Genomic DNA, 26,740 nt, shown 5'->3' with positions numbered 1-26,740 from the left:
TTGCATTTGGGCTAATCACATTGGTGATAAAGCGGATAAGCGGTTGGTTTGTCGCCGGGTGGAGGCAGAATTTCGTGGCTAGATTATATAAAATGATAGTTAACCAAAAACATATTAATATTTTTAAACTGGTGCGATCTTTTGTCCTGTTAGTTTTATTCCTGCTGTCGCCTACGGTTATGGCGGACTGGAGTGATACTTTTATCGAGGGGGTAAACTCATACACTAGCCGAGGTCAGGTTATTCTTCATAGTGGCTCAAAGCTTTACAATCCTCCGAGTAATCGTAAGTTGCCATCCCATTCGGTGTTTGATTATCAGCGTTCTGCTTGTGTTCATCGTAATGGGAGGCCTAAGGAATGTAGGGCTGGATATTACTCTGCTGAACTGCCTGATGACAGAATTCCGTTTGCGCGTTGTACTTCCAGTAGTAATCAAAATATCGGCCCCTCTAACGCTGAGAACTACATCATTAATGTACCTGAAGGTGAGTATGCGTCTATTTCGTCAAATCGCTATTATCACACCTTAAGATTTAGCGCTAACGACAATGATGGAATATATAAAATCAAGTCGTTAAATGTTCAAGATGGAACATTAGATCTAGCTCCTGGCCAATACTGGATTGAAGATCTACAAATCTCTGATGACGTCGAGGTTAAGTTTCCATCAGATGGCACAGTTAGTTTCTTTGTTAAGAATCATTATGTGCTGGATAACAGTCTATTGTCCTACGGTTCTGAACTGTTTTTGATTTATGGCTATTCAGATATCGATTTGGCTACGGATTCCTACTTACGAGGTCACATTGTCTCTGAAGGTAAGCTGATTTTTAGTGATGGCGCAAGAGTCGAGGGGGCTATTACCTCGGATTATATTAGCATCGCTGATGAAGGTTGGGTTGACTTTGATAATAATGCTTCACGTATTGATGTTGTGCCGGACTGTAACATCGAACCTGTTTATCCCTCAATTCCTGCTCAGTGTCCAGCAGAGCAAAATAATGTTTCGGGTATAACCTATCGAACCTATGATGCCCGTAATTGGCAGCCGGGGGTAGAGACGAGTCCTGCCGATCATGATGAGTTTAATGAGCTGATTGCAACGGTTAAGAATACTCAAGAGCAGTTAGGTGAGTCGATAGTTTCAAGAGTGGAGGGTTATGGTGTCAGTATTAATCCTCATGCCAGCCAGGGGGATTATTACACCGGTATTTTCGAGGGATATATTAATGCGCCTGAGACCGGTAAGTACACTTTTGGAATAGATGGTGACGATGCTATAGAGTTACTTATCGATGATCAGGTGGTCGTTGGTTTCTATGACCGTCATGCGCAGTGTGGTTGGCCTTGTGAGACCGGAAACATTTCACTGGAAAAAGGCGCCCATAAGATTGAGATGCGTTTTCATGAGGCCACCGGTGGAGAGGGTTATCATCTCTATTGGCAGAGGCCTTCCGCATCGAGCCTGACAAAGGTACCAGAGAGTGCCTATCTCACCTGCCCATTCCCTCAGTTTGAATTTGGCCGGGTTGAGTTAGGTACTAACGGCAGCGCATCGTTCACTTTCGATAAGAGTTATGCGAGTGCGCCGATGATAATGGTGATGCCGACCATCGATGGCGTCAACGCGAATAACGATGGTCCGTCGACACTCAGGGTTTCATCGAGTTCAAGTACAGGAGCCATCATTACAGTAGAGAACCCGCCGAATAATAACACTACATCTAAGGCGATGCCGGAGTTCGATTATTTCGTGATGGAAACGGGTTACCGCTTTCTTGAGAAGGGAAAGGCGCTGCAGGCGGGCAAGGTATCGACCAAAAAGTATCAGGGGAAAAATTTCTCTGGCCCGGAAGAAGGTTATGAGAGTGTGACTTTCAAACATAGTTTCGGTGCCAAGCCTGCCATGTTGGGACAGACGCTCTCAAGAACAAACAACCGCTTTATCACCGCAGTGATAGATGATGTCGACGATAGTGGCAGCGGCTTCGATATCGCAATCGAGGGTTCAGAGGTGAGTGGCTCAATTAATAGTCATGAAACCCTTGGTTATGTTGCTGGTCTGGGCTCGGGTGTGATGCTCATTGATGGCAAGAATAAAAAATATGAATTTGGCTATGCTAAAAACAACGACCGTTCAGGGGATCTGTCTCAGCAGTGTAAGTATACCAATGGCTTGCAAAACATCTATCCGAGTCTGCCCTACACCATAGCGAATAAGAACAGCCGCGAAGGTGGCGATGGTGGCTGGTTAAGGCGCTGCAGAACCGACAAGTTCAATAATACCCTGAGCTTCGCTGTCGATGAAGATCAACAATTTGATGATGAACGTCGTCATATGATTGAAAATGTCGGTTACTTCGCCTTCGAAGCGCCGCATGAAGTGCCTGCGACTAATCACTATCGTATTCAGTTTACTTCCGGTGCACTAAGCTGCACGGCAAAAACTATTACCATCAAGTCATGTGCTAACGATGACTGCAGCACCTTAAGCTCGGTTACTTCATCAGTTGAGCTGATTAAAGGCACAGATAAATATAGCGATGTCACCTTTACCGGTGAAACCGATACCCTGCTTTGGCATGGTGAAGGCAAGTCAACGACTATAGGGCTTGGTACCACATCACCTACGGGTCCATATCGATGTTATATAGATGGTAATTTAGTCGACAATACCGCTTGCTCATTGTATTTTGCAGAGGCGGGCTTCATCGTCAATATTGATAATTACCTTGCTAACAAGCCTCAGAAAAATATTGAGATCTCCGCAGTTAAAAAAAGTCATGCCAGTACTCAATGCGTCCCCGCATTTGGCAGCACCTCCACCACTAGAGATGTTAACTTCTGGAGTGAATATATAAGCCCTACTCCTGCCGAGATCACCTCAGGAAGCCCGGCGTCAGTTAACGGGGATAATATTGGCACAAGCTCCTTAAATCCCACTCCACTTTCGTTAACTTTCAACGATGAAGGTAAAGCCGAGTTCGAATTGAACTACCCCGATGCGGGTAAGATTGCCATTCATGCTAAATACACTGCCCCTGCAGGTGAAGACGATGAAGGCCTTGTTATGGAAGGCTCTGATAATACCGTGCGATATCCCGTCGGGCTTTGTATTAAGCCGGAAACGGTATGCACTGTAGGTAACAATACCTGTCCCAAGTTTAAAATTTCCGGGGAAACTTTCAACACCTCAATTCAAGGCATGGCTTGGGAAACAGATGGCGACACGGACTACTGTAATAACTCGACGACACCAAACTATGTTCAGGAAGGTATCACCCTTGGACATACATTGAAGCAACCTGAACATGGTGTTTTAGGCGAGCTTGGGTTAAAAACATATGACCATAAAGCCAAGGCAGATAACCTGAACGGGGTTGAACAGTCAATTGGCGAGGTGGGCGTATTTACCTTAACTGCGACGCCACCAAATGGTTATCTGGGCGAGAAAATCAATATTTCAGCAGCAGAGAGTAAACCTGTTGGCCGCTTCTACCCTAATGATTTTAAAGTCTATGAAGAAAGCATGCTCGCGGCATGTAACAAAGGAGCAGCCCCATTTAGCTATATGGATGAGCCGGTATCGTTAATGATGAAAATCAGGGCAAGAAATCTAAGCGGTGTCACGACACAAAATTATTATGGTGATTTTGGTTCAGGAAAGGCACTTTTAGTTGGCGAGAACAGTAATGCAGGCGCCGATTATCAAGCCAGGATTAAAGGATTAACAGCCTTGAGCTGGGATAAAGATGATAAAGGTATACAGGCTGTAAATAGTGATATTTCGTTTACTCGTCTCTTAGGCAGTGCAATTGATGGCCCCTATACCGCGATGGCGATAGGATTGCAGATGGTTGATAAAGATGGCGTAAAGATAGCCTCACCCGACATGAATGCGGGTACAACCGATGTTTGTTATATATCAGACAGCTGTGATGCTAAACAAGTATCTACTCAGCATTATCGACACGGTCGTATCATGTTGGAAAATGCCTATGGTCCAGAAACTGATAGCTTAAGAATGCCGGTGACAGCGGAGTATTGGAGTGGCACTCAGTGGGCGGTCAACAGCCTGGATAGCTGTACCACAGTCACTACCCCTGCACTGCCAGCAACGGGAGTGGTGTATAGCCCGGCACTGGAAAATACTCAGCGAGTGACCCGCTCCAATGGAACCGGAACGCTTGTTGGTGCTAAATTTGTGCAAGGGCGATTCGATCTCCTGTGGCAATCCTTAGTCGCGGCACCCAATAGATACCGTGGTCAGAGCACCGCGCCGCTTGACGTGCCAAACTGGCTCAAGTGGTACTGGAACTTTGATGGCGATAAGCAAAACGATCTCTATGATCCGCGAGCTTCGGCCTTCTTCGGTACTTATCGAGGCCATGACAAGGTGATCTACTGGCATGAAGTTAATTAGGTTCTAAGTCCTGAGAATCTAGGGTCTAGGCTCTAGATTTGCTTTTGAGGAGCGATTTCGTGAAACAGAGTGATTAAATCTCCCCTTTGGCATGATATTTTAAAAAAAACCGCTTCATTAGCAAATGTTAACCTCATCGCCCTTGTGTCATCAGGGTGTCGTTGATAGAGTTACCTGATTTTTCTTTTTCCGACTCCACAGAGACAGGCTGGTTACATGTTCAAGAAGCTGCGTGGCATTTTTTCTAACGATCTTTCGATCGATTTGGGTACGGCTAACACTTTAATTTACGTTCGCGAAGAGGGAATCGTACTAAACGAACCTTCTGTTGTTGCAATTCGTGGCGAACGAGGAAGTGGCGGACAGAAGTCCGTGGCGGCTGTAGGTACAGAAGCTAAGCAGATGTTGGGTCGTACTCCGGGCAATATCCAGGCTATCCGTCCAATGAAAGACGGCGTGATCGCCGATTTCTACGTGACAGAGAAGATGCTGCAGCACTTTATCAAGCAAGTGCATAACAACAGCGTGTTCCGTCCAAGCCCTCGAGTACTGGTTTGTGTGCCTGTAGGTGCAACTCAGGTCGAGCGTCGTGCTATTCGTGAATCTGCAATGGGCGCTGGCGCTCGTGAGGTTTACTTGATCGAAGAGCCAATGGCTGCAGCGATCGGTGCCGGTCTGCCGGTATCTGAAGCGACAGGTTCTATGGTTGTCGATATTGGTGGCGGTACTACCGAAGTGGCAATTATCTCACTCAACGGTGTGGTGTATTCATCTTCAGTTCGTATCGGTGGTGATAAGTTCGATGATGCGATCATCAACTATGTTCGTCGTAACTACGGCAGCCTGATCGGTGAAGCGACCGCCGAGCGTATCAAGCATACTATCGGTACCGCTTATCCGGGTGATGAAGTACTCGAGATCGAAGTGCGCGGCCGTAACTTAGCCGAAGGTGTACCGCGTAGCTTTACACTCAACAGCAACGAGATCCTCGAAGCATTGCAAGAGCCGTTATCGGGCATCGTTAGTGCCGTTATGGTTGCCCTCGAGCAGTCTCCGCCAGAACTGGCGTCAGATATCTCTGAGCGCGGTATGGTATTAACCGGTGGTGGCGCATTAATTCGCGATCTGGACCGTCTGTTAATGCAAGAGACGGGTATTCCTGTGATGGTTGCCGATGACCCATTAACCTGTGTTGCTCGTGGCGGCGGTAAGGCGCTGGAGATGATCGACATGCATGGTGGTGACCTCTTCTCCGAAGAAAACTAATTTGGTATGAACAAGGCGGTGTTTAACCGCCTTGTTTTTTTCTGTTCCTCATTATCGTTGCAGGTTGTGAAGACCTGATATTGTTTTATGACCCCTTTTAATGCTGATTAGCATTTCGAAACCATTTTATAGTTTTTTATGAAGCCCATTTTTGCACGTGGTATTTCTAACCAATTCAGACTGACACTGGCAATTATTTTGTCGGTGATCCTCATCGTGGCTAACAACCGTCTCGACCCCGTTCGTAAATCCGTTTCATCAGTTCTGAGTCCTCTTCAATATGTGGCTAACGTTCCCGGTGCACTCCTGGATTGGTCGGCCGAGAGTCTCGCGACGCGAAATATGTTGGCAAAGCAGAACAAAGAACTACTGAGGCAGCAGCTTCTGATGAGCGAGCGACTGCAGCGTTTCGAGCACCTCAGACAGGAAAATGATCGATTACGTGCTCTGCTGGGTTCTCCCGTACATATGGATTCGAAGAAGGTCGTCGCCGAGGTGATGGAAGTTGCCAGTGATCCCTATCATCAATATGTTGTGCTCAATCATGGTGCCATGAGCGGCGTGTTCGTTGGTCAACCCGTTGTTGACGCCCAAGGTGTGGTGGGACAGGTGGTGGAGGTTAATGAGTTAACCAGTCGGGTACTGCTGATCTCCGATGTTACTCACGGCATCCCCGTAAGAGTCACGCGTAATGACGTACGCCTGGTTGTGAAAGGCACAGGTGTACTCGATGAGCTCGAACTGAGTTATGTCTCTAAGAGTACAGATATCAGGGTTGGTGATCTCTTAGTCTCATCTGGACTGGGTAATCGTTTTCCGGAAGGATATCCCGTGGCCCGTGTAATGAGTGTGGTTAAAGATGACGGACAAAGCTATGCCAATGTGACAGCTCAACCGTTAGCCGCGCTCGATAGGATTCGCTATCTCTTGCTGATCTGGCCCGATGGAACCCTACCCGATGAGCAGGAAAAGAGTTTGAACACAGATTCAAGCAGTGAAAATACCCCAGAATCTAAGTCTGAAACCTCTGAGGTGAGCCAATGAGTATGCATATTGCCAATGGTCGCTGGGTGGTATGGCTGAGCTTTCTGGTCGCCATGTTATTCCAAATCATGCCACTGCCGGATCTTGTTGAGCCGTGGCGTCCCGACTGGTTATTGCTGGTCATCATCTATTGGGCGATGGCACTGCCCCATAGATATAATATTTTATCAGCCTGGATCTTAGGGGTGCTGCTCGACATCATGTTGGGGGCCCATCTGGGGATCCGAGCTTTATCGATCTCCTTAGTCGTCTATGTGGTGGTGTTGCATTTTCAGCGTTTACGTAACTTCCCCATGTGGCAGCAGGCACTGATGATCTCCAGTTTGATCTGTTTACATCATCTGGTCATCTTTTGGGTTCAATTTGTGGTCGGAACCGCCACATTCGATGTGAGTCTCTTTTTGCCCGCCATTTCCAGCCTTATTATCTGGCCCTGGGTATTTTGGATCTTACGTCGTATCAGACGTTTATATAAGGTGAGATAAAATGACTGTTTCAGCTCGATTACTATTAGCCTCTGGCTCCCCGCGTCGTAAAGAGTTACTGGCACAACTCGGTTTTTCAAAGCCCGGGTTCAGCTTCGATACGCTCTCTGCCGATATCGACGAAACCCATCAGGCGGGTGAATCACCGCAAGTGTTTGTTTCTCGCCTGGCGGTAGAGAAAGCCGAGGCTGGTTTAGCTCTATGTGATAATCTGAAAACTCCTGTGGTACTAGGTTCTGATACTATAGTGGTGTTAGGTGAGCAGATACTGGGTAAGCCCGTCGATGAAGCCGATGCCTTGAAGATGTTAACCGAGTTGTCGGGACAGTTTCACAGCGTGATGACGGCGGTGGCCTTAACCGATGGTAAGACGACAATAACGCGTCTGGTCGAGACCAAAGTCCAGTTTTGTAAGCTCGATGAGCAAGATATCCTGGCCTATATTGCCACTGGCGAGCCTATGGATAAGGCCGGAGCCTATGGGATCCAGGCATTAGGTGGCAGCTTTGTGGAGCGCATAGAGGGCAGCTATTCAGCCGTAGTGGGCTTACCTATGGTAGAGACCCGTGAGTTGCTCAAAGAGATGAAGATTATTTAGTTAACGGCAGCTGCGAGCTAAAGAAACTGCGAAGAAAGTGGCGAGTAGAGAGAACTGTTCTGTAGCTCGAAGTCCGTAGTTTAGAACCCAATTTAAAGTGAGTATGAATATGAGTCGCAACGTCAGAAACAGAGTACAGCGAAAGATTGGTTCTGAACTATTGATCAATGTGACGCCGACCGAGGCTCGTGTCGCTTTGGTAGAGCATGGCGTGCTGCAGGAAGTCCATATCGAAAGACGGATGAAACGCGGTTTGGTCGGCAATATCTATAAGGGCAAGGTCAGTCGGGTACTGCCGGGTATGCAGGCAGCGTTTGTCGATATTGGCCTGGATAAGGCAGCATTTTTGCATGCATCAGATATAGTTCCCCATACCGAATGTGTTGCCGATGTTGAAAAGGGCAATTTTGTCGTCCGAGATATCAATGAGTTAGTTCGTCAAGGGCAAGATATTATGGTCCAGGTGGTGAAAGACCCTCTGGGTACCAAAGGAGCCCGCCTGACAACCGATATTACGCTCCCCTCCCGCTACCTGGTCTTTATGCCCGGCTCAAGCCATGTAGGTGTGTCTCAGCGAATCGAATCAGAAGAGGTTCGTTCACGTCTCAAGGGATTGACTGAACCTTTTGTCGATGAGGACGGCGGATTTATTATTCGTACTGCCGCAGAAAGTGCCGGCGAGCAGGAGCTGGTTCAGGATGCCGCTTTTCTTCGCCGCGTTTGGGGGCGGGTGAGTGAGCGCCGTAAACGCAGAGGCGTGTCGCTGCTTTATCAGGATCTGGCCCTGCCGGTTCGTATCGTGCGTGATTTTGTTGGTACCGAATTAGATCAGATCCAGGTAGATTCGAGCCAGACATTCGAAGAGTTACACGCATTCTCTGAAGAGTTTATGCCTGAGATTGCCGATAAGATTGAGCACTACAATGGTCCGGTGCCAATCTTCGATCTTTATGATGTTGAGAATGAAGTACAACGGGCCCTAGGCCGTAAAGTTGAGCTGAAATCCGGTGGTTATCTCATCATAGATCAAACCGAAGCGATGACCACTGTAGACATCAATACCGGTGCTTTCGTTGGTCACAGAAATCTCGAAGAGACCATCTTCAATACCAACCTCGAAGCGACACATGCTATCGCGCGTCAACTCAGATTGCGTAACCTGGGTGGTATCATCATTATCGACTTCATCGATATGCTGAAAACTGAGCATCAGAAGCGTGTCCTTGCTAGTTTGGAGCTTGCCTTGTCTGCCGACAGGGTTAAAACCAATATCAGTGGTTTCTCCGGTCTTGGTTTGGTGGAGATGACCCGTAAACGAACTCGAGAGAGTTTAGAGCACGTGTTATGCGGAGAGTGCCCTGCCTGCTATGGCACCGGCAGTTTGAAAACCGTTGAAACTGTCTCTTATGAAATATTCAGAGAGATCATTCGATTAGATCGTAGCTACGATGCCGATGAATTCTTAGTCTATTGCTCGCCTGGCGTCTTTAACAGCCTGACGGGTGAGGAGGGGCATCTGGTCGCAGAGTTGGGGGTGTATATAGGAAAACGTGTTCGTTTCCAAAATGAACCTATGTATGCGCAAAACAAGTTTGATGTGGTAATAATGTAGTGTCTCGTCAATTCTGTCCCCGTAAGTTCAGCCGTTTCTGCTGGCAAATACTAGCGATCATATTGGTGCTGTTTGCCTTGGCTGTGAGTCTCTTTCGGGGGCTCCTGCCCCAGCTTGCTGAGGTCAGACAGGAGCTGGTCAAATATATTGAAGAACAGTACCAGGTTCAGGTCGATGTCGGAGAGCTAAATGCCGAGTGGCAGGCCTTTGGTCCTGCCCTGAAGGTGAAAGACTTAGTACTTCCCCCTCAGGAACGCTTGCCGTTTACCCTGATAATTCGTGATGTCCATGTCAAGCTCGACTTCTGGGAGAGTTTGATGACGACCAGCCCTCAGATTGAGAATGTTATTTTCGAAGGTGTCCAGGTTGGGCTCGATATCGATAAACTCAATCAGGCTGATCCCTCATCTGCGGCGACAGAAACCTATACCGATACCGATTGGTTATATCGACTCCTGCTGGAGCAGTTAGAACACTTTTCGATAACAGAAGCCAGATTACAGCTACTCAGCAAGAGTCATGATTTCAGCCCTATCTATATCAAGGATCTGAGATGGCAAAACATGGGCGGCAAACATCAGGGCAAGGGCAAGGTCTACCTGGATGAGAAAGCTTCCGAGGTTGAGCAGCTCTCTCTCTCACTTGAGATCGATGGCAATGGTTTCCGGCCCGATAGCCTTAAAGGGCAGGTTTATCTCGCGGCTAGCTCTTTGGATCTCGGTGAATGGGCCTCCAGACAAACGAACCCCTATGACAAAAAAAGTAAATTGCCTCTCGAAGGTGTAGTGAACCTGCAGGCCTGGTTGAGCCTGGGGAATCGCTCGATCGAATCCGGACTCGTCCAGTTTGAGCCCAGCTGGCTCGAGTGGCAGTTAAGTAATGAAGTGCAACATTTTGAAATTAAAGGGGGGCAGTTTGAGTGGCTCCCTACCGATAGAGGTTGGCAGCTAAGTAGCAGAGCACTCGAATTTGAGACCAATGAACACCCCTGGCCTGAGCTAAACTTTGTTGCAGAAAAACGAGATGAGCAGCTATATGCCTATCTGAATCGATTAGACACCAGTACCCTGTTACCTCTTCTGCCTTTGGTGCCGACGGTCGACCTATCTGTTCTGAAAACCTGGCAGTCAGTAAACCCCCTGGGCTATCTGGATGATATTAGATTCTCTCTGGATGGTGATCTGCAGCCTCAAGCCTCGCTGGATATTAATCAGCTACAATGGCAAAGATTTGAGAGCATACCGGGCAGTAAACCATTAACTCTCCAGCTTGCCTGGAATGGCGATTCACTCTATTTCAGCGCCCCTGAGCAAACCTATACCTTAGATTTCGGTACGGCATTCAAAGAACCTATAGTGCTAAGTGGCACCGCTTTCGATGCTAAGTTTAATACTAAATATAGTGAGCTAACCCTTCCTCACCTTCAATTCAGCAATGAAGATATTGGCTTAGACGCTTCCCTGAAAATGGGCTTTGCAGGTGACACTCATCTTGCACTTCTAGCGGATGTGAAGATCAAAGATGTCGCCGATGTGGGCAATTACTTTCCGCTACATGGTATGGATGCCGGGTTAGTCGATTACCTTGAGGCCGGGCTTGTTGCGGGTAATACCCAAGATGCCAGAGTGGTATGGCATGGTCCATTGAATCAATATCCATACAAGGATCATTCCGGGATCTTTCAGGCAGCCTTCACCCTGAGCGAAGCTGAGTTTAAGTTCCAGCCCGATTGGCCGGCGGTAACCTCTCTGGAGCTGTCCGCTCTGTTTGAAAACGCCCGCATGGTTCTCACTATTGATAGAGGCGATCTCTTAGATGTTGTCGTCGATGGTGCCGGGATCAGTATTCCTGAATTGGGCGCCCGCTCTTTGCTGGAGATCGATGCCGAGCTGGCAACCCAAGGTGTTGCCGCAACAGAGGTTATTCAAGCCTCCCCTCTGGCAGAGTCTGTCGGCTCTACATTGGAAGTGGTTCAGGTGCAGGGCGATGTTACCGCCACTCTGGATCTGTCCATTCCTCTCTATGATGGCGAGGAGGAGCAGATCCGTGGCTTAGTGAACTTCGACAACACGCCGGTATATATCACCGAACCAGGGGTACAGCTCGACGGAGTGACAGGGCAGGTTAGCTTCGTTAATGAGGTGGTAAAGGGCAAAGATATCTCCGCGCTGTTATACCAACAACCGATATCCCTGAGCTTTGACACAGAGAAGGTGCGTGACAATTACGGCTTGAACCTGGACCTGAAGGGCGTTTGGCAGCTTGCTGAACTCCCGGCCGAGCTTGATAACCCCTTAATGGACTTCTATTCCGGTGAGGTGAGCTGGGATGGGGCCATGACGCTTATTTTTGATCAGACCGGCTATCGCATTCAGGCGCAGGTGAATAGTGATCTGCTTGGCACCGAGCTGACGCTTCCCCCACCGTTTGCTAAAGCCATCGATGAGAATCGCAGGCTATCAGCCGAACTGATAGGCGACAATAAACAGTCCTCTCTGGGGATCAAGCTGGGCAATCAGATGGAGTTCTGGGGAGGGTTCGATCTCGAGTCGGGTGATCAATTAGATCATTTCGATCTTCTTCTGGGACGGCTATTTAAACCGGGCGATCAACTAAAGAGAGACCAGGGGCATCTGCAGTTGGATATTGCTCAAACTGAATTCTCCCCCTGGTTACCCGTTATCACAAACTTTATCTCCTCTGAAACTTCAGAGTCCAGCGTTGCTCCGGTTGTGCCCGAGTCTGAAACTAAATCTGTGCCAGAAATTGAAACCGAGGCTGAGATTGAGACTGGTAGCGAATCGAATGCATCACTTCAGGAAGAGCAAACCAGAGGCTTTTTTCCTCCTCTTATCAGCATCGATGCTGAGATTGCCGATCTGAATTTAATGGGACAAACTCTATCTGAATTGACCATGACCGCTAAGCCTGTCGAGCATTTATGGCGTTTCGAGGCTCAGTCGAACGAGTTTGATGGCAGGATAGATTTCTATCCTGACTGGTCGACTCAGGGCTTGAAGATGGTTGCTAAAAAGTTTCATATTGCGCCTGAAGTGAAAGATGAAGCTAAGGCTGATTTTAAGCCCGGTACTGTACTGAATAACCTGCCGCCACTGGCATTAGATGTCGATGATTTTCGTCTATATGGAAAGCCTTTAGGCCACTTGGTACTGCAAGGGACGCCCAAAGAGGGGCACTATCAGATCCAAACTCTCTCTTTGACCACGCCTGAGGTGAAGCTGAGCGGAAAAGGGGCATGGAAGAACGGTGAAGGCGAAAATATCACCGAGTTTGACGTGAAGTTAGACGCGACAAAATTTGATGCATTATCATCCATTCTCGATATGGATCCGGGCTTAAAAGATGCGCCGGTTGAGATCGACGCTAATATCTCCTGGCAGGGAGCCCCCTATGCGTTCTCACTCGAGTCGCTCAATGGCAAGATAAACTTTGAACTGGGTAAAGGACACCTGTCTGAAGTCAGTGATAAAGGAGCCAGAATCTTCTCGCTGTTTAGTCTGGATTCACTGCTGAGAAAGTTATCTCTCGATTTCTCCGATGTATTCGGTAAAGGCCTCTACTTTAACTCGTTTACCGGTACTCTGGAGATAGATAACGGAGTCATTAAAACCCGTGATACCGAGATGGATGCCGTTGCCGGAAATATGAAGGTCAGGGGTTACACTGACTTAGTTACCGAGAGTCTGAATTACGATATTCGCTTCGTGCCTCAACTTGCCTCAAGCGTGCCTACGGTTGTGTTGCTCACCACGGGTGGTTGGACGCTAGGCCTGGGGGCTTTTGCCCTGACTAAAGTACTCGAGCCTGTCATTGAAGTGATCACTGAGCTAAGGTTCAGACTAACCGGAACCATGTCAGAGCCTAAACTCGAAGAGCTGGAGCGCAAGAGTAAAGAGATAGAGATCCCTGAGTCTGCACTGCCTCGCGCAACAGAGGACCTGCCTGTTGATAAACAGCCTGATAATAAACAACCTGCTGAAAAACAAGGGCAAGAGAGTCAGGGAGCCGATACTGCTGAGTCCGGTGTTCAGAAGGCAGCTATGGAGCCACTGGTGGATAGTGGCCCGAAACAGAACAAACAATCGGCGGCTGAGTCTTCTGCTCCTGCAACAATTACCGAATCCGGAGTTGAAATTCTTGCACCAAAAGTGATTGAGATGCCAGACTTTAAGGAGACAAAGGACGCTTATCCTCCTGCCAGCAATGAAGGCTCTGAAGATAAGCTCCGTACACCAAAGGAAACAATAGATGCAGATCAGCCTGTTACAGTGCCAAAGCAGTCGCGACATATCGGAAAATCTACAGTATATCGAGTCGCAGCTTAGTCTTCTGCCCCGAACTCCGGGGGAGGAACAACTCGTGGTGTTACCCGAGTGCTGCTTACTGTTCGGTGGACCTGAGAGCCAGCAAGGTGAGTACGCGCTTAATTCTTGCTCTGAAGAAAACCCGCTGAAAACAGCGATGTCAGATCTTGCTCGAAAATTTAATGTTTACCTTGTTGCCGGTACTATCCCGGTGCTTGCGGATGATAAACGGGTTTATAGTCGTACTTATCTGTTTGACTGTGCAGGTAAAGTCTTAGGTGAGTACGATAAGCTGCATCTGTTCGATGTCGATGTTTCCGATGGTACAAAGGAGTATCGTGAGAGTGATGCCTTCTGCCCAGGTGAGAAAATTAGTGTAATCGACACCCCCTTTGGTAAGTTAGGGTTAGCGATATGTTACGATCTGCGTTTTCCGGATCTGTTTAGGGCGATGAGACTGGCGGGAGCCGAGATCATTGCCTTGCCTGCCGCGTTTACTAAGGTGACGGGCGCCGCACATTGGCAGCCTTTGATTCAGGCCAGAGCGATCGAGACACAATGCTTTGTTTTGGCAGCCGCTCAATGGGGCCAGCATAATCAGGGGAGCCGGGAAACCTGGGGGCAGAGTATGATTGTCGATCCCTGGGGACGGATTAAGGCGGAGAAAATGACTGGTTGTGGCTGGGTTCAGGCGTCACTGGATAAAAGTGAACTTACACAAATTAGAAGCCAGATGCCGGTACAGCAGCATAACCGTTTTTCATCGCCTCAATTACAACAAATTAAATAAGATCTTGGGGACTGTTTCTGAGATCTTCTTATAAAGATTAAGCGTGATTAAGCTCAACAGAGCAAGAAGAGAGAACTATTAATGCCATTTTTAACTCAAGTAGAAGCAAGCTTACTGCAAGATGGACAGTCACTGAATGATCTGCAGGGCTACCTCAATTCGATTCATCAGCACAATGTCGATTTTTCCGACCTCTACTTTCAGGGAAGCCGCCATGAGTCTTGGGTATTAGAAGATGGCATAGTAAAAGAGGGCAGTTTCCACATAGAACGTGGCGTCGGCGTGCGTGCTATTACCGGTGAGAAAACCGGATTTGCCTATGCCGATGAGATCACACCTGCGGCGCTCAAAGCCTCTGCCGAAGCTGCGCGTAGCATTGCCGTCGCAGGAAAGAGCGAATCGGTACAGGCCTGGAAGCAACAAGAGGTGAAAGCCCTCTATCAGAGTGCAGATCCGATTGCGGCGATGGAAGAGATGAAGAAGATTGAGCTTCTGAAGCAGGCCGATGCTTATATTCGCAGTCTCGATAGCCGTATCATTCAAGTGGTAGTCAGCCTCTCGGGAGTGCATGAAGAGATCTTAGTCGCAGCCAGCGATGGTACGCTTGCCGCCGATATTCGTCCTCTGGTTCGATTCAACTGTAGCGTGATCTTAGAAGATGAGGGTAAACGTGAGCGTGGTGCCAGCGGCGGTGGTGGACGTCATGGTTATGAAGTCTTGATGAACAACGATGATGCGGGCTTACCTGCTTGCTTCTCCTTTGCTCGCGAAGCGGTTCGTCAGGCATCGGTTAACCTCAATGCCATCGATGCTCCTGCCGGACAGTTGCCGGTTGTACTCGGCGCCGGATGGCCGGGAGTCTTGCTTCATGAAGCCGTCGGTCACGGACTGGAGGGTGACTTTAACCGTAAGGGGAGCAGTGCATTTAGCGGGCTTGTCGGTCAGCAGGTCGCCTCAGAATTAGTCACAGTCGTCGATGACGGCACCATACCAAACCGTCGCGGCTCTCTTAGCATCGATGATGAAGGCGTTGCAACCCAGAAGACAGTCCTGATTGAAGATGGGATCTTAAAGGGCTATATGCAAGACAAGCTCAATGCCCGCTTGATGGGCGAGTCAACTACAGGTAACGGCCGCCGTGAATCCTATGCGCACTTACCTATGCCCAGAATGACTAACACCTATATGGAAGCGGGTGACAGTGATCCTCAAGAGATTATCAAGTCGGTAAAAAATGGGATCTATGCGCCTAACTTCGGTGGTGGTCAGGTGGATATCACCTCGGGCAAGTTTGTCTTCTCGGCCTCTGAAGCTTACCTGATTGAAGATGGTGAAGTGACTCAGGCGATTAAGGGAGCAACCTTGATAGGTAACGGCCCCGAGGCCATGGGACAGATCTCTATGGTAGGTAACGATCTCGCATTAGATCAAGGTGTTGGCGTCTGTGGTAAAGATGGCCAGAGCGTGCCGGTCGGTGTGGGTCAGCCTTCATTGAAGCTAGACAGCTTGACGGTCGGCGGAACCGCTTAATCTTATCCATGAGCTGAAAGTAGGTGCCCGGCTTTAGCTTTTAAGAGCTGGCTCCTACTCTTGCTGCTTAAAAAATGTTAACATTCGCCAAGGAATTTAGAGTAAACACTCTAGGTCGAGTGTAGAGGAAAGGGGATGAAGTTTTCACATATAGCCTTATTGTCGCTGGCGGCACTAGGGCCTTTCACGGCTGGGGCGAAAGAGATGGGGTTCTCTCAAGCTTGGCAACAGCTGTTGACGGTGAGCGATAAGTTGCAGGCCGGTGCTCAGGAAGTTAATCGCGCCGAGGCCGAGCATGAAGCCGGAAAAGATCTTTACCTTCCCTCAATTAGTCTCAACGGTAGTTATACCCGACTCGAAAAGCCGATCGAGTTAGACCTTAACGATCTTAACCCTCTTGCCTCTATGGATCCCAGTACACTGCCGCCGTCTATCGGTGGTGCACTCGCCGGTATTCCAAGCTCTATGTTCGTTACCCCATTTACCGAACAGGATATCTTCCGCTCCAGTCTCCAGGCCATGTGGCCCATCTATACGGGAGGCAAGATCTCAGCGGCTCAGGGAATACATGCCGCACATGTGATAGAAAAAGAGCAGCAGTTACAGCTCTCTACCCGGGATCTCTTTATTCAACTGGTGGATCGCTACTATGGCGTTGCGGTGACTCAGTCACTAGCTCAGACCCGTGGTGAATTGGTTTCTTCTCTGGAAGAGCATGCCAGCCATGCACAGAAACTCGAAGAGCAGGGACAGATAGCGAAAGTCGAACGACTCAATGCGCAAGTAGCACTGGAAAACGCCAAGGTGAACTTTACCAGCGCTCAACGTCAGGCGGAGATGGCAGTCATAGCCCTATCCCGTATGCTGCATGAGCGTGAAGTTGATACGACATCCAGGTTGTTTATGCTCGCCGACGCCCCCTCTCTGCCGCACCTTAGTCAGCTTACTATGGTTCAACACCCTGCGCTGAAACTGCTCGAAGCGAAAGAGGAGCAGGCCAATGGATTGATCGATCTGGAAAAAGGTAAGTATCACCCTACGGTATTCCTCTATGGCAATTACACCCTGTATGAAGATGATAGCCTGTTTTCTAAGATGGAACCCGACTGGATGCTCGGCGTTGGAGTTAAAGTGCCGCTACTGAGTCGAGACGGACGCAGTGGCAAAGTACAGGCGGCTAAGAGTGCCTTGCTTCAGGCCAGATATACCAAGGCGCAGACCCGGCAAGATCTGAGCCTGCTACTGGATCAAAGTTACCGTCAGCTGTTACAGGCACAGGAAGAGGTATTGTCACTGGAGACCTCCCTTAGTCTGGCACAAGAGAACAAGCGTCTGAGAGACCTGGCTTTTCGTCAGGGGCTTTCGACCTCCATCGATAAGGTCGATGCAGAATTAAAGCTTACTGCGGTAGAAACACAGCAGCTAGGTGCTAAATATCGTTATATTCAGGCGTATGCCAGACTCATGGCCATCAGCGGTCAATTAGAAGAATTTTTAGGTCGTAGCGTTAGTAAGCATACTAATATCGCGATGCAGGAGAGTAACAATGCAGGCTAATCGTATTATTGGGGTTGTGGCAATTATCGGCCTGGTTGGAGCTTTAGCTTATGGCTTAAAGCTGGCCTATACACCTCAGGATGAGCGCATACAGGGACAGGTTGAGGCGAGAGAATACAATATCTCTTCGAAAGTACCGGGTCGGGTAGAGCAGGTGTTAGTGCGTCGCGGCGATAAAGTTGAAGCCGGCGATCTGTTATTTGCCATCGACAGCCCCGAGCTGAGTGCAAAGTTGATGCAGGCGGAAGGTGGCAGAGACGCGGCACAGGCGATGCAGCTGGAAGCCGATACCGGTGCACGCAAGCAGCAGGTGATGGCGTCGAAAGAGCAGTGGCTGAAGGCGAAAGCGGCGGCCACATTGGCCAAGACCACTTACGATAGAGTCGAAGTACTGTTTGTCGAAGGTGTGCTTGCAAGACAGAAGCGCGATGAAGCGTTCACTCAATGGCAAGCCTCCAAGTATACCGAGCAAGCCGCTCTGGCAATGTATGAGATGGCAAGCGAAGGAGCCCGTGAAGAGACAAAGGCGGCCGCCGCAGGTAACGCCCGCATGGCGGAAGGCGCGGTGAATGAGGTGAGTGCAATCTTAGCCGATAGTCAGATGCGCGCACCCAAGTCAGGTGAAATTAGCGAAGTACTGCTGCAGCCCGGTGAACTTGCCCCAAGCGGATTTCCTGTGGTGAGTGTCATCGATATGGACGATTCCTGGGCTGTGTTTCAGGTTCGTGAAGATCAGCTCAAAGATTTCAAGATGGGCCAGAAGCATCTCATCTTTATTCCGGCCCTGGGGGGAGAGTATGAGTTTTCAATCACTCATATCAGCGTGATGGGAGAGTTCGCTACCTGGCGTGCCACCGAGAGCGGCCATGACTTCGATATGCGTACCTTCGAGATGGAGCTTCGCCCGGTGAAGACCATTCCCGATCTCAGAGTTGGCATGACAGCCTTAATGGCGCAATAAGTTCACGTGCCGACTTCAATGAAAAGTCTGATACGGCGTGAACTGAAGGCCCTGTGGAATGATCCCTGGCAGTTTGCACTCGTTACCTATATCCCTATTCTGGGCATCATCTCTTTATGGTGGCTGTTCAGTGCGGGTATGCCCAGACAACTGCCGGTGGCGATTGTCGATCACGACCAGAGTCAGTTGAGCCGCATGTTAGCAAGGCGTATTCAGGCTAACCCGGCGGCTGAGACAATCGGTTATCAGGATATCGCCAGCGCAAAACGAGCGATGACTCAAGGTGAAGTGTATGCGTTGGTGGTGCTGCCGCACCGTTTGAAGCGGGATCTGCTTACGGGGCATAGCCCGACGGTTGAGATACGCTATAACAGTCAATTCCTCTTGGTGGGCAAGTTGCTTTCGAGCCAGATCCAGCTCAGCCTGTCCGATGGACTGCTGCATGTGGCGAATAAGAAACAGCTGGCGCTTGGCGTGCCTAAGGCTCAGGCGAAGATCAATCTTCGCCCGGTGACCAGCCAGACGACCGCACTGTATAACTCCAACAGCAACTATATCGGCTTTTTGGTACCGCCTGTTCTGCTTGCGCTGGGACAGCTGCTCGCCATGTTGGTGTTTGCCAATAGCCTCAATCGTGAGTTACGGCTCAATACCATGAGTGAATGGTTCTGCCTGGGAACGAGGCGTGTGCTGTTTGCCAAGATGCTTGTCTATACCCCCTTGATCGTACTGCAGGGGCGCTTCATTCTCGCCATCTTATATCAGTTCCTGAACCTTCCTCTGGCGGGAGATTTCGGACTGTTGCTGGTGGCTCAGGTCGCCATGTTACTGGCCGTCTGGTTGCTGGTTCTGGTGATCTTCTTCCTGCTACAGGATTGTGCCAGGGTGGTCAGTTTTTGCACCGCACTCTTTGCACCGGCATTTCCTTTTATGGGGATCACTTTTCCTACCCTGGATATGCCCGTGCTGGCTCAGCTGTGGCGTAAGTTGATGCCATCGAGCCACTACATCGACACCCATGTCGGCGTGGTCAGTTATGGGCAGGGTTGGGATACCCTAGCCGATCAATTGATTAACTATTGGGGATTCCTGTTTCTGATCCCCGTGATTGTCTTTCTGGCTACCAGAGTCAAGCGTGCACACATGGCAGAACAATCTCTGTCCCCGGAGGCCGTCAAATGACTTTTTGGCAATTTTTATTGGCAGATCTACGTGCAATCGTCACGGATAAGGCGATCGCTATTACCCTGTTTGGTGGTGTCCTGTTTTATTCCGTGCTCTATCCTCTGCCCTATCTGAACCAGGTGCCGACCGAGCAGATGTTAGTGGTCATCGATCATGATGGTTCGTCTCTGAGCCGCCGTTTGATAAGACACGCCGATGCCAGCCCCAAAATTACCGTGACCGGCCAGGTTAACACTATCGAAACGGCTCAAAGCTGGATAGAGTCCGGCAGAGCCAATGGCTTACTGGTGATCCCCCATGGATTCAGGAAAGATCTGATGTTGGGGCGAGGGGCGACTTTAAGCTACGGCGGCGATGCCAACTACTTTTTGATCTATTCCGCCGTGGTAGAAGGCTTGGTTTCTGTGGGGCTGGATGCGGGTAAATATGTGCAGCTTGTGAGTCTGCTGGCCCATGGAGAGAATGCCAAGGCCGCTGAGCGAAGCCTGAATGCGGTGAAGCTTAACAGTGTGCCCGCCTTCAATCCGAGTCTGGGATACACTCCCTATGTGGTGCCTGGCGTACTGCTTCTGGTGCTCCATCAAACGCTCTTGATAGGTACCGGCATCTTGGGGGCAGGCCAGTGGCAAAACCAGGGCTACTGGCGCAGGGTTTCACCCCTGATGCTGATTAGCGGACGTATCAGTGTCTTCTTCCTCATCTACACCCTGTTTACCAGTCTGTATGTGGGGCATTGCTATTACTGGTACGGGGTCAGCGTACAGGCCACTTTGGGGCAGGTGGCGCTATTCCTGCTGCCATTTTTGCTATCGACAGCCGTTACCGGTATAGCGTTTAGCTGCCTGTTCACCAGACGGGATCTGCCGACTCAGGTACTGCTGTTGATCTCTATGCCGATCCTCTTCGTTTCCGGATTTGTGTGGCCGCTGGAGTTGATCCCCGACCCTCTGATCTGGATCTCCACCATCATCCCGGCTGTACCGGCGATTATCGGTATGCTACAGCTCAACCAGATGGGCGCTTCATGGGCCAGCATCATGCCTCTATGGCTTCATCTGTGGGGCTTGTTCGCACTCTTCTTCATGTTAGCCCTCTATGGGGTTAATAAGCGCTTGAAGCGAGAGCCGAACTGCGAGAAGTTTTAAGTCGTCAGTTGTAAGTTGTAAGTTGTAAGTTTTAAGCTACGAGCTACCAGCCGCGAGGTGTAGGAGCGGCTTTAGCCGCGAAGCTTCGAGAAGCGGATAGTGATAAGCCGTAAGTAAAAGTCATTAATCCGATCGTTCTAGACACAAGAAAGCTCACTCAGATTAACTATCTGAGTGGGCTTTTTTGATCGGCATGTTTTGTACTGAAATAGGTTGAGGGTTTTATCAGGAGCCTTTTAGCAAGATATTGAAGCTCATGCCTGACTCAATTCCTTTTGGTGTTTTGACATCTATGGTAATAAAGGCACTTTTATCCGGCTCACCCGCTTCAATATTATTGATGAGGCTAAAGCCAGTTGAGCTACCATAAACTCCATCCTCTTTACCTAATGAGATATCACATAATGGAATAGCTTTACCATTTAGGTCTAACTGGGATGCCCCTTTGATCTGGCAACCATAAGTAGTATTAGGAACCGTAAACGGGTTAAATATTAACTCACCTTCAGTACTTTCAACATCCAACGAAGTATTAGCTGGCATGATCTGATAGGCACTATCGAAGAATCTGATACTCAAAGAGGCGGAGCCTCCATTTGCGATCTCCAATTCACCCAGTGAATTTATGCCCTTAGCCGGATTATAAACAACGGTTCCACTCTGTAAGATGATGAAGTTAGCAGTAGAGCCTGACATGGTCATAACCAACGCCTTACGGATATAGGTCTTATTAGCTTGTTCTGTACCGCACTGCAGACCTTCGCATTGAGGGCCGTTAAACATTTCATCTCCCTCTTCGTATTTATTACTGTTTTCAGTATTGAAATATTTTTCACCTTCAGAATGCTTAAAGCTTTCATCATCGTCACGGAAGGCATCGCCTAAGTCGCTAAAGCCATTAGAATGGTAAGTCTCTATATCCATCCCATTGCCCGAGCATGTGACCGGAGAGCCATCACTCGCAAGACAAGCATTCTGAATAACAGAACCATCTTTATCATCGAAGATGTTGTTGCCGTTAGTATCGAAGAAGGTCTCATGTCCCAGCGCATAAGCCAGCACTGTGATGCGATGATCCGGAACCCTTGGGTTCGCCGATGTCCACTCGACGCTACAGCTGCCGTTAACGGTTAAACAGCTGGGAACTATCTGGCCACCTTCGCTGGTAAAGTTGATGGTGGTGTCATCGGGTGCCGGGTTACCGAAGCTATCAGAAGCGAAAGCGGTAAGGGTAACCTTCTCACCGTTAAAATCACCGGCTTCCGGGTTAAACATGCTGGTCGATATACTGAAGCCCAGCTGTTGCGGCAGGCCGGTGTTGACGGTTAGCTGCTCAGACTGGCTGGTGATGGTATCACCTGTGTCACTATCGGTAGCCGAGGCAAGGACACGTACCGGGGTCGGCATGGTGCCGGCCAGAACGCGAATACTAGCCACACCCTGTGAGTTCGTCAGGCTCTCGGTGATGGCCGCGCCGTTTGAGAAGCTTAATCCACCGACGACAGTGTCGAGAGTAAATTTAACGGCCTGCTGCGCTGCAGGCTGGCCGTTAGAGCTTGTGACCTTAAAGGTTACCAGAGAGGATTCTGTGCTGCCGGTGCCGCCTGCGCCCTTGATACGGATATTTTTAGGCTCTGCCGATACGAAGCTCAAGCTGGCCAGCGTTTGACGCTCCAGGGTGAATGGCAGGTTAGCAGTCAGGGTCTGATTACCCGCCTGAGTCGTCGCAATTATCTGATCGTCACGTTCGCTGTTACCGCTACAGCTGGTATCCTGGAAAGTTGAACTGGCGCTACCCGATAGTGTCGTGACCGGGGTATCCAGGCTAGCGTTATTGCTGGTAACACAATCGGAGCTAAAGCTTATCGATGAGGGGGTCTGTACCCGGCTAATGCTGCCGTCGTCGGCCATGCTGACTAAGGTTGCCGTAATGCCGAAACTACCACCCGCGCTGATACGATATTTACCATCGACCAGAGTAAGCGTAGTGCCCAGCTCATCTTCAATGAAATTATTGTTAGCATCAAAGTGTCCCAGTTTAAGGACGCCGTCATCACCAATCGCATTGGCTGGGAGCACTTCATACAGACTGCTTACCTGATAGCCTTGATCTTTATAGCTCAAAGAGACGTTCAGGCTGGCTGCACCTAGTTCACCCTCCGATGGAGTGTAACTGACCTGTGCAATGCCCTGCTCGTTAGTGAGCGCCGTGTTCGGATTGAGTGTGGTGCTTCCCGCGCTAAAGGTGACAATCTGCTGAGCGATGCCCTGGCTTGAGCTGTCTAAGAACTGTGCCTGAAGCTGTACTGTTTCGTCGACCTTAAACTGAGTGACAGTAGCTGCACCGTTAATGATGCTGGCGCTGATCTTAGGGGTATCTTCATCCGGAATGCCACTGTCGATAAACTCATAGTTACGAGTAACAGCAAGGATATTATTATCTGCCGACTTGGTATCGAATTGTGCGGTCAGCGTTCCGGCGCCTAGTGAGGCCTGAGCATTACCCAATATGACTTCGGCAATCCCTGAACTGTTAGTCAGCTTAGTTGCTGGCGTCAGCTCGCCCAGACTTGCACTGAAACTGATTAAACCACCATTACTGTTACTGCCTCCCTGAGTTAGCTTAGCCACAGCACAGATACTGGCGTTATTGGCAAAACTCAACTCGTTGGTCGCTTCGGCGCATTTGCCGTCGACAACCGTTTTATAGCTCAGTGAGAGGGCGTACTCGCCGGTATTCTCTCCACCGCTATCATCGGAAGAGCCATTACAGCCCCCCAGCGAAGATAGAAGCAACAGGGATAAAGGGAGGGCAAAAGCAGTTTTTATCAGTCGCATAAGCAACATCCTTGTGACGCAAAAAGGGCATAAACGAAATACAGTTAGAGTTTTTAATATTGATTAACTTTACTGAGTCAGCAGGTTATTCAGATATCTCACTTCGTAAGTATTTGACCAGCTCGATTGAAGATTTTGAAGCCTCGTCGGGTTTCTTATCCAGCTCTTTCTTTGACTGACGGATAAGTTGACGTAACTTCTGTCTCTCTAATTGAGGGTGCTTCTCGAGCAGGTTTTGAACGGCAGTATCGCCCTCAGTGAGCAGTTGCTCTTTCAGTTTCTCGGCAACATTAAGCTTCGCGCTTTCGTTACTGTTTTGATTCAGCACATTCTTAATATCGAGCTGTAATGCTTCAATATCGACATTGCGCATGATCTTGCCAATAAACTGTAACTGACGACGATAGGCTTCAGTATTGATTTTAATCGTCTTTGTTTTCATTACATTATCAAATAAAAGTTCATCCAAATCTAACTTAACAATTTGACTTTTACTCAATGCAACCAGCTTGGTACCAAGTTCTTGGTAAATCGCTATTTCACGTTTTGTTTCAGCTCTGCTGACATATTCTTCATCATGGTCAAAGGGCTGTTTAAAGTGTTCTGAATCACCGACTATTTTCATTTAAAAAAATCTCTTACATAAACTGAGTTAATAATAACATTTCAGGAGAAAATCGCCTATCTCTTCCTATCAGATACTGTGATGAGCTTAGGTATCCTGGTCCTATATCATCGGCATCCGCTTCACTTACTCTAATTAACCGGCACAGAGCGGGCTTCGGCAGTTATTTAATGTGATTGGGAATTGGGTTTGTTATGCTTAAGGTATTCCAGATAACAAAAGAGCAGATTTGTGACTACACCTAGCACTGACATTGAATTGAATTCATTAAAAGACGCCGTATCTATGGCCCTTGATTATGCAAAAGAACTGGGGACAACGGCTGCTGAAGTTGCCATAAGTAAACAACAAGGCTTATCGGTTTCTACTCGGCTGAAGGAAGTCGAAACGGTTGAGTTTAACAAAGATGGTGCGCTAGGTATTACCCTGTTCCGTGATGGTTGTAAGGGAAGTTCATCCACTTCAGATCTGAGTCCGGATGCTATTAAGCAAGCGGTAAAAGCCGCCGATGATATTGCCAAATTTACCTCGTCCGATCCCTATAATGGTTTAGCCGAAGCAGAGCTAATGGCGACCGAGTTTCCGGATCTGGATCTATTCCATCCCCAGGATATATCTGCCGATGAGCTGACCGATTTGGCGGCGCGTTCTGAAGAGGCGGCCTTGAGTGTCGATAGCCGGATCACTAATTCAGACGGTGCCAGTGCCAATGCTCACACCGGCCTGAAGGTTTATGGTAATAGTCATGGTTTCCTTCATGGCTACTCAAGCTCTCGCTACAGCCTGAGCTGTGTGGTTATTGGTGAAACCGATGGCAATATGCAACGTGATTATGATTACACGATCGCGAGAAAGTTTGGAGATCTGTTGTCGCCTGAAGAGGTAGGCAGAAAAGCCTCCGAGAAGACCCTGAGTCGTTTGGGTAGCAGAAAAATTGCCACGACAGAGTTGCCTGTGTTGTTGGCACCGGAAATTGCGACGGGCCTAATCAGTCATCTGGTCGGTGCGATCAGTGGTAGCAGTTTATACAGAAAGTCGAGCTTCCTGCTCGACTCTATCGATACTAAGTTGTTCCCTGACTGGTTCAGTATCGAAGAGCAACCTCATTTGAAAGGGGCGTTAGCCAGCGCAAATTACGACAGTGAAGGCGTCGCGACTCAAGAGAGGCATATTATCGATAGCGGTATTTTATCGACCTACCTGCTAACCAGCTATTCGGCCCGTAAACTGGGGCTGAAAAATACCGGTCATGCCGGCGGTATCTACAACTGGACGCTGTCGCATACGGGCCAGACGTTCGATGAGCTGGTCAAAGAGATGGGAACCGGCCTAATTGTGACTGAGGTGATGGGTCAAGGCGTTAATGCGGTTACAGGTGATTATTCTCGCGGCGCTGCAGGTTTTTACGTTGAAAACGGTGTGATTCTATATCCTGTTGAGGAGATCACCATAGCGGGTAACCTGAAAGATATGTACCAAAATATTGTTGCGGTGAGTAAAGATCGCGATCTGCGTTCATCGATACGTACCGGTGGTATTTTACTCAGCGATATGAAAATCGCGGGTAATTAACTGACCGAAAATAACTGTCCGGGAGATCGGCTGAATTCGATTTAAAGCTGGTTCCCGACACGTTGTTTAATATCGACTCTTCTATAGAGGAGAGTCTTGTTTGTGAGAGCAGAGTACCGGGATGATCTTTTATAGGATATCGGTAAGGAGTTCATATGAACAGGTCTTCAGGTTTTACTCTTATAGAGCTCGTGGTGGTTATCATCATCCTGGGCATACTTGCTGTGACAGCGGCGCCTAAGTTTATTAATTTACAAAATGACGCGCGTATCTCGACAGTACAGGGAATGAAAGCTGCTGTGGCCTCCGAAGTGCTTCTGCTCCATTCCAAGGCATTGATACAAGGATTAGAGCAAAACAGTGAAGTCGATGTCGATCTGGGTAATGTGACAGTAAAAAGCGTCTATGGTTACCCTAAAGCCGAATTTAGCTCAACCTGGTCAAAATTGCTCGAAGCTGAGTTTGGTGAAGCCGGGTTTGTCGATCCCGACGAATATGATTGGATCTGGCGAAATCGCACTAGTGGCAGCAACATCGGCCTCTATTTTATGCCCCGGGGCTACTCCAACGACAATCAGAATTGTTGGGTAAGGTATCAACAGGCGATAGAAGTTGGTGGGGAATATCAGTTAACCATAGAGACGAGCGGCTGCTAGTTTTCTTTTTAGTTATTTTTCCAAATGATCATTGCCCCAGCTACAGAGGCCCCCTTGATTAACATACGGTTATACCACCACCTTTAAAATTCTTATCAGAAAATTAAAAAACACCCTTGAATATATG

General features: G+C 48.8%; 17 protein-coding genes. 15 read left to right on the top strand and 2 right to left on the bottom strand.

The window, feature by feature from the left end; translation table 11 throughout:
- Positions 1 to 92 precede the first annotated feature (92 nt).
- The 13 genes from EKG39_RS14310 (at position 93) to EKG39_RS14250 (ending at position 20,922) form a co-directional block, all read left to right on the top strand.
- Positions 93 to 4,424 carry a DUF6701 domain-containing protein gene (locus EKG39_RS14310; protein ID WP_126506433.1) on the top strand — a complete coding sequence of 1,444 codons (4,332 nt, stop codon included), beginning with the start codon at positions 93 to 95 and terminating at the stop codon, positions 4,422 to 4,424.
- 216 nt (positions 4,425 to 4,640) lie between these two features.
- Positions 4,641 to 5,690, top strand: a complete 1,050-nt coding sequence (locus EKG39_RS14305; RefSeq protein ID WP_126506432.1) for a rod shape-determining protein — start codon at positions 4,641 to 4,643, stop codon at positions 5,688 to 5,690.
- A gap of 138 nt (positions 5,691 to 5,828) precedes the next feature.
- Entirely contained in the window at positions 5,829 to 6,734 is a 906-nt protein-coding gene (gene mreC, locus EKG39_RS14300) for a rod shape-determining protein MreC (protein WP_126506431.1), read from the top strand.
- Positions 6,731 to 7,219, top strand: coding sequence for a rod shape-determining protein MreD (gene mreD / locus EKG39_RS14295; protein ID WP_126506430.1), 489 nt, complete (start codon positions 6,731 to 6,733; stop codon positions 7,217 to 7,219). Before mreC ends, mreD begins: the two co-directional genes overlap by 4 nt.
- 1 nt (position 7,220) lies before the next feature.
- Positions 7,221 to 7,817 (top strand): Maf family protein, encoded by a 597-nt coding sequence (locus EKG39_RS14290; RefSeq protein ID WP_126506429.1) that lies wholly within the window; start codon positions 7,221 to 7,223, stop codon positions 7,815 to 7,817.
- A 103-nt stretch (positions 7,818 to 7,920) separates the two neighbouring features.
- A complete protein-coding gene (gene rng, locus EKG39_RS14285) occupies positions 7,921 to 9,429 on the top strand; it encodes a ribonuclease G (protein ID WP_185817613.1) in 1,509 nt (502 codons plus the stop codon).
- A complete protein-coding gene (locus tag EKG39_RS14280) occupies positions 9,429 to 13,775 on the top strand; it encodes a YhdP family protein (RefSeq protein ID WP_126506427.1) in 4,347 nt (1,448 codons plus the stop codon). Before rng ends, EKG39_RS14280 begins: the two co-directional genes overlap by 1 nt.
- Positions 13,699 to 14,544: a carbon-nitrogen hydrolase family protein gene (locus EKG39_RS14275; RefSeq protein WP_126506426.1), complete on the top strand. Its 846-nt coding sequence runs from the start codon at positions 13,699 to 13,701 to the stop codon at positions 14,542 to 14,544. The genes EKG39_RS14280 and EKG39_RS14275 overlap by 77 nt, the downstream gene beginning before the upstream one ends.
- A gap of 81 nt (positions 14,545 to 14,625) precedes the next feature.
- Complete coding sequence (tldD, locus tag EKG39_RS14270; RefSeq protein ID WP_126506425.1) at positions 14,626 to 16,074, top strand: metalloprotease TldD; 1,449 nt, start codon at positions 14,626 to 14,628, stop codon at positions 16,072 to 16,074.
- A gap of 135 nt (positions 16,075 to 16,209) precedes the next feature.
- The gene (locus EKG39_RS14265; RefSeq protein WP_126506424.1) at positions 16,210 to 17,631 is read left to right on the top strand and encodes a TolC family protein; all 1,422 of its coding nucleotides are present in this window, start codon (positions 16,210 to 16,212) and stop codon (positions 17,629 to 17,631) included.
- Positions 17,621 to 18,592: an HlyD family secretion protein gene (locus EKG39_RS14260; protein ID WP_126506423.1), complete on the top strand. Its 972-nt coding sequence runs from the start codon at positions 17,621 to 17,623 to the stop codon at positions 18,590 to 18,592. The genes EKG39_RS14265 and EKG39_RS14260 overlap by 11 nt, the downstream gene beginning before the upstream one ends.
- Positions 18,593 to 18,610: 18 nt before the next feature.
- Complete coding sequence (locus EKG39_RS14255; protein ID WP_126506422.1) at positions 18,611 to 19,774, top strand: ABC transporter permease; 1,164 nt, start codon at positions 18,611 to 18,613, stop codon at positions 19,772 to 19,774.
- On the top strand, positions 19,771 to 20,922 hold the full coding sequence (locus EKG39_RS14250; RefSeq protein ID WP_126506421.1) for an ABC transporter permease: 1,152 nt from the start codon (positions 19,771 to 19,773) through the stop codon (positions 20,920 to 20,922). The genes EKG39_RS14255 and EKG39_RS14250 overlap by 4 nt, the downstream gene beginning before the upstream one ends.
- 225 nt (positions 20,923 to 21,147) lie before the next feature.
- On the opposite strand, the gene EKG39_RS14245 is transcribed toward EKG39_RS14250, so the two are convergent.
- Both EKG39_RS14245 and yjgA read right to left on the bottom strand, forming a co-directional pair.
- Complete coding sequence (locus EKG39_RS14245) at positions 21,148 to 23,760, bottom strand: Ig-like domain-containing protein (protein WP_126506420.1); 2,613 nt, start codon at positions 23,758 to 23,760, stop codon at positions 21,148 to 21,150.
- Positions 23,761 to 23,845: 85 nt separating this feature from the next.
- A complete protein-coding gene (gene yjgA / locus EKG39_RS14240) occupies positions 23,846 to 24,385 on the bottom strand; it encodes a ribosome biogenesis factor YjgA (protein WP_126506419.1) in 540 nt (179 codons plus the stop codon).
- A gap of 231 nt (positions 24,386 to 24,616) precedes the next feature.
- On the opposite strand from yjgA, the gene pmbA reads away from it, so the two are divergent.
- Both pmbA and EKG39_RS14230 read left to right on the top strand, forming a co-directional pair.
- Positions 24,617 to 25,957: a metalloprotease PmbA gene (gene pmbA / locus EKG39_RS14235; RefSeq protein ID WP_126506418.1), complete on the top strand. Its 1,341-nt coding sequence runs from the start codon at positions 24,617 to 24,619 to the stop codon at positions 25,955 to 25,957.
- A 155-nt stretch (positions 25,958 to 26,112) separates the two neighbouring features.
- Positions 26,113 to 26,613 carry a type II secretion system protein gene (locus EKG39_RS14230; protein ID WP_126506417.1) on the top strand — a complete coding sequence of 167 codons (501 nt, stop codon included), beginning with the start codon at positions 26,113 to 26,115 and terminating at the stop codon, positions 26,611 to 26,613.
- Positions 26,614 to 26,740 lie beyond the last annotated feature (127 nt).

This window comes from Shewanella atlantica, from assembly GCF_003966265.1.
Classification (GTDB): Bacteria; Pseudomonadota; Gammaproteobacteria; order Enterobacterales; family Shewanellaceae; genus Shewanella; species Shewanella atlantica.
This window is presented reverse-complemented; position numbering and strand designations above follow the sequence as displayed.

Excerpts from the sequence above, each read along its gene's own strand:
- EKG39_RS14255 (WP_126506422.1), top strand. The coding sequence starts at position 18,611 with ATGAAAAGTCTGATACGGCGTGAACTGAAGGCCCTGTGGAATGATCCC.
- EKG39_RS14260 (WP_126506423.1), top strand. The coding sequence starts at position 17,621 with ATGCAGGCTAATCGTATTATTGGGGTTGTGGCAATTATCGGCCTGGTT.
- mreC (WP_126506431.1), top strand. The coding sequence starts at position 5,829 with ATGAAGCCCATTTTTGCACGTGGTATTTCTAACCAATTCAGACTGACA.
- EKG39_RS14265 (WP_126506424.1), top strand. The coding sequence starts at position 16,210 with ATGAAGTTTTCACATATAGCCTTATTGTCGCTGGCGGCACTAGGGCCT.
- mreD (WP_126506430.1), top strand. The coding sequence starts at position 6,731 with ATGAGTATGCATATTGCCAATGGTCGCTGGGTGGTATGGCTGAGCTTT.
- yjgA (WP_126506419.1), bottom strand. The coding sequence starts at position 24,385 with ATGAAAATAGTCGGTGATTCAGAACACTTTAAACAGCCCTTTGACCAT.
- EKG39_RS14310 (WP_126506433.1), top strand. The coding sequence starts at position 93 with ATGATAGTTAACCAAAAACATATTAATATTTTTAAACTGGTGCGATCT.
- EKG39_RS14245 (WP_126506420.1), bottom strand. The coding sequence starts at position 23,760 with ATGCGACTGATAAAAACTGCTTTTGCCCTCCCTTTATCCCTGTTGCTT.
- tldD (WP_126506425.1), top strand. The coding sequence starts at position 14,626 with ATGCCATTTTTAACTCAAGTAGAAGCAAGCTTACTGCAAGATGGACAG.
- rng (WP_185817613.1), top strand. The coding sequence starts at position 7,921 with ATGAATATGAGTCGCAACGTCAGAAACAGAGTACAGCGAAAGATTGGT.
- EKG39_RS14250 (WP_126506421.1), top strand. The coding sequence starts at position 19,771 with ATGACTTTTTGGCAATTTTTATTGGCAGATCTACGTGCAATCGTCACG.
- EKG39_RS14305 (WP_126506432.1), top strand. The coding sequence starts at position 4,641 with ATGTTCAAGAAGCTGCGTGGCATTTTTTCTAACGATCTTTCGATCGAT.
- EKG39_RS14290 (WP_126506429.1), top strand. The coding sequence starts at position 7,221 with ATGACTGTTTCAGCTCGATTACTATTAGCCTCTGGCTCCCCGCGTCGT.
- EKG39_RS14275 (WP_126506426.1), top strand. The coding sequence starts at position 13,699 with ATGCAGATCAGCCTGTTACAGTGCCAAAGCAGTCGCGACATATCGGAA.
- EKG39_RS14230 (WP_126506417.1), top strand. The coding sequence starts at position 26,113 with ATGAACAGGTCTTCAGGTTTTACTCTTATAGAGCTCGTGGTGGTTATC.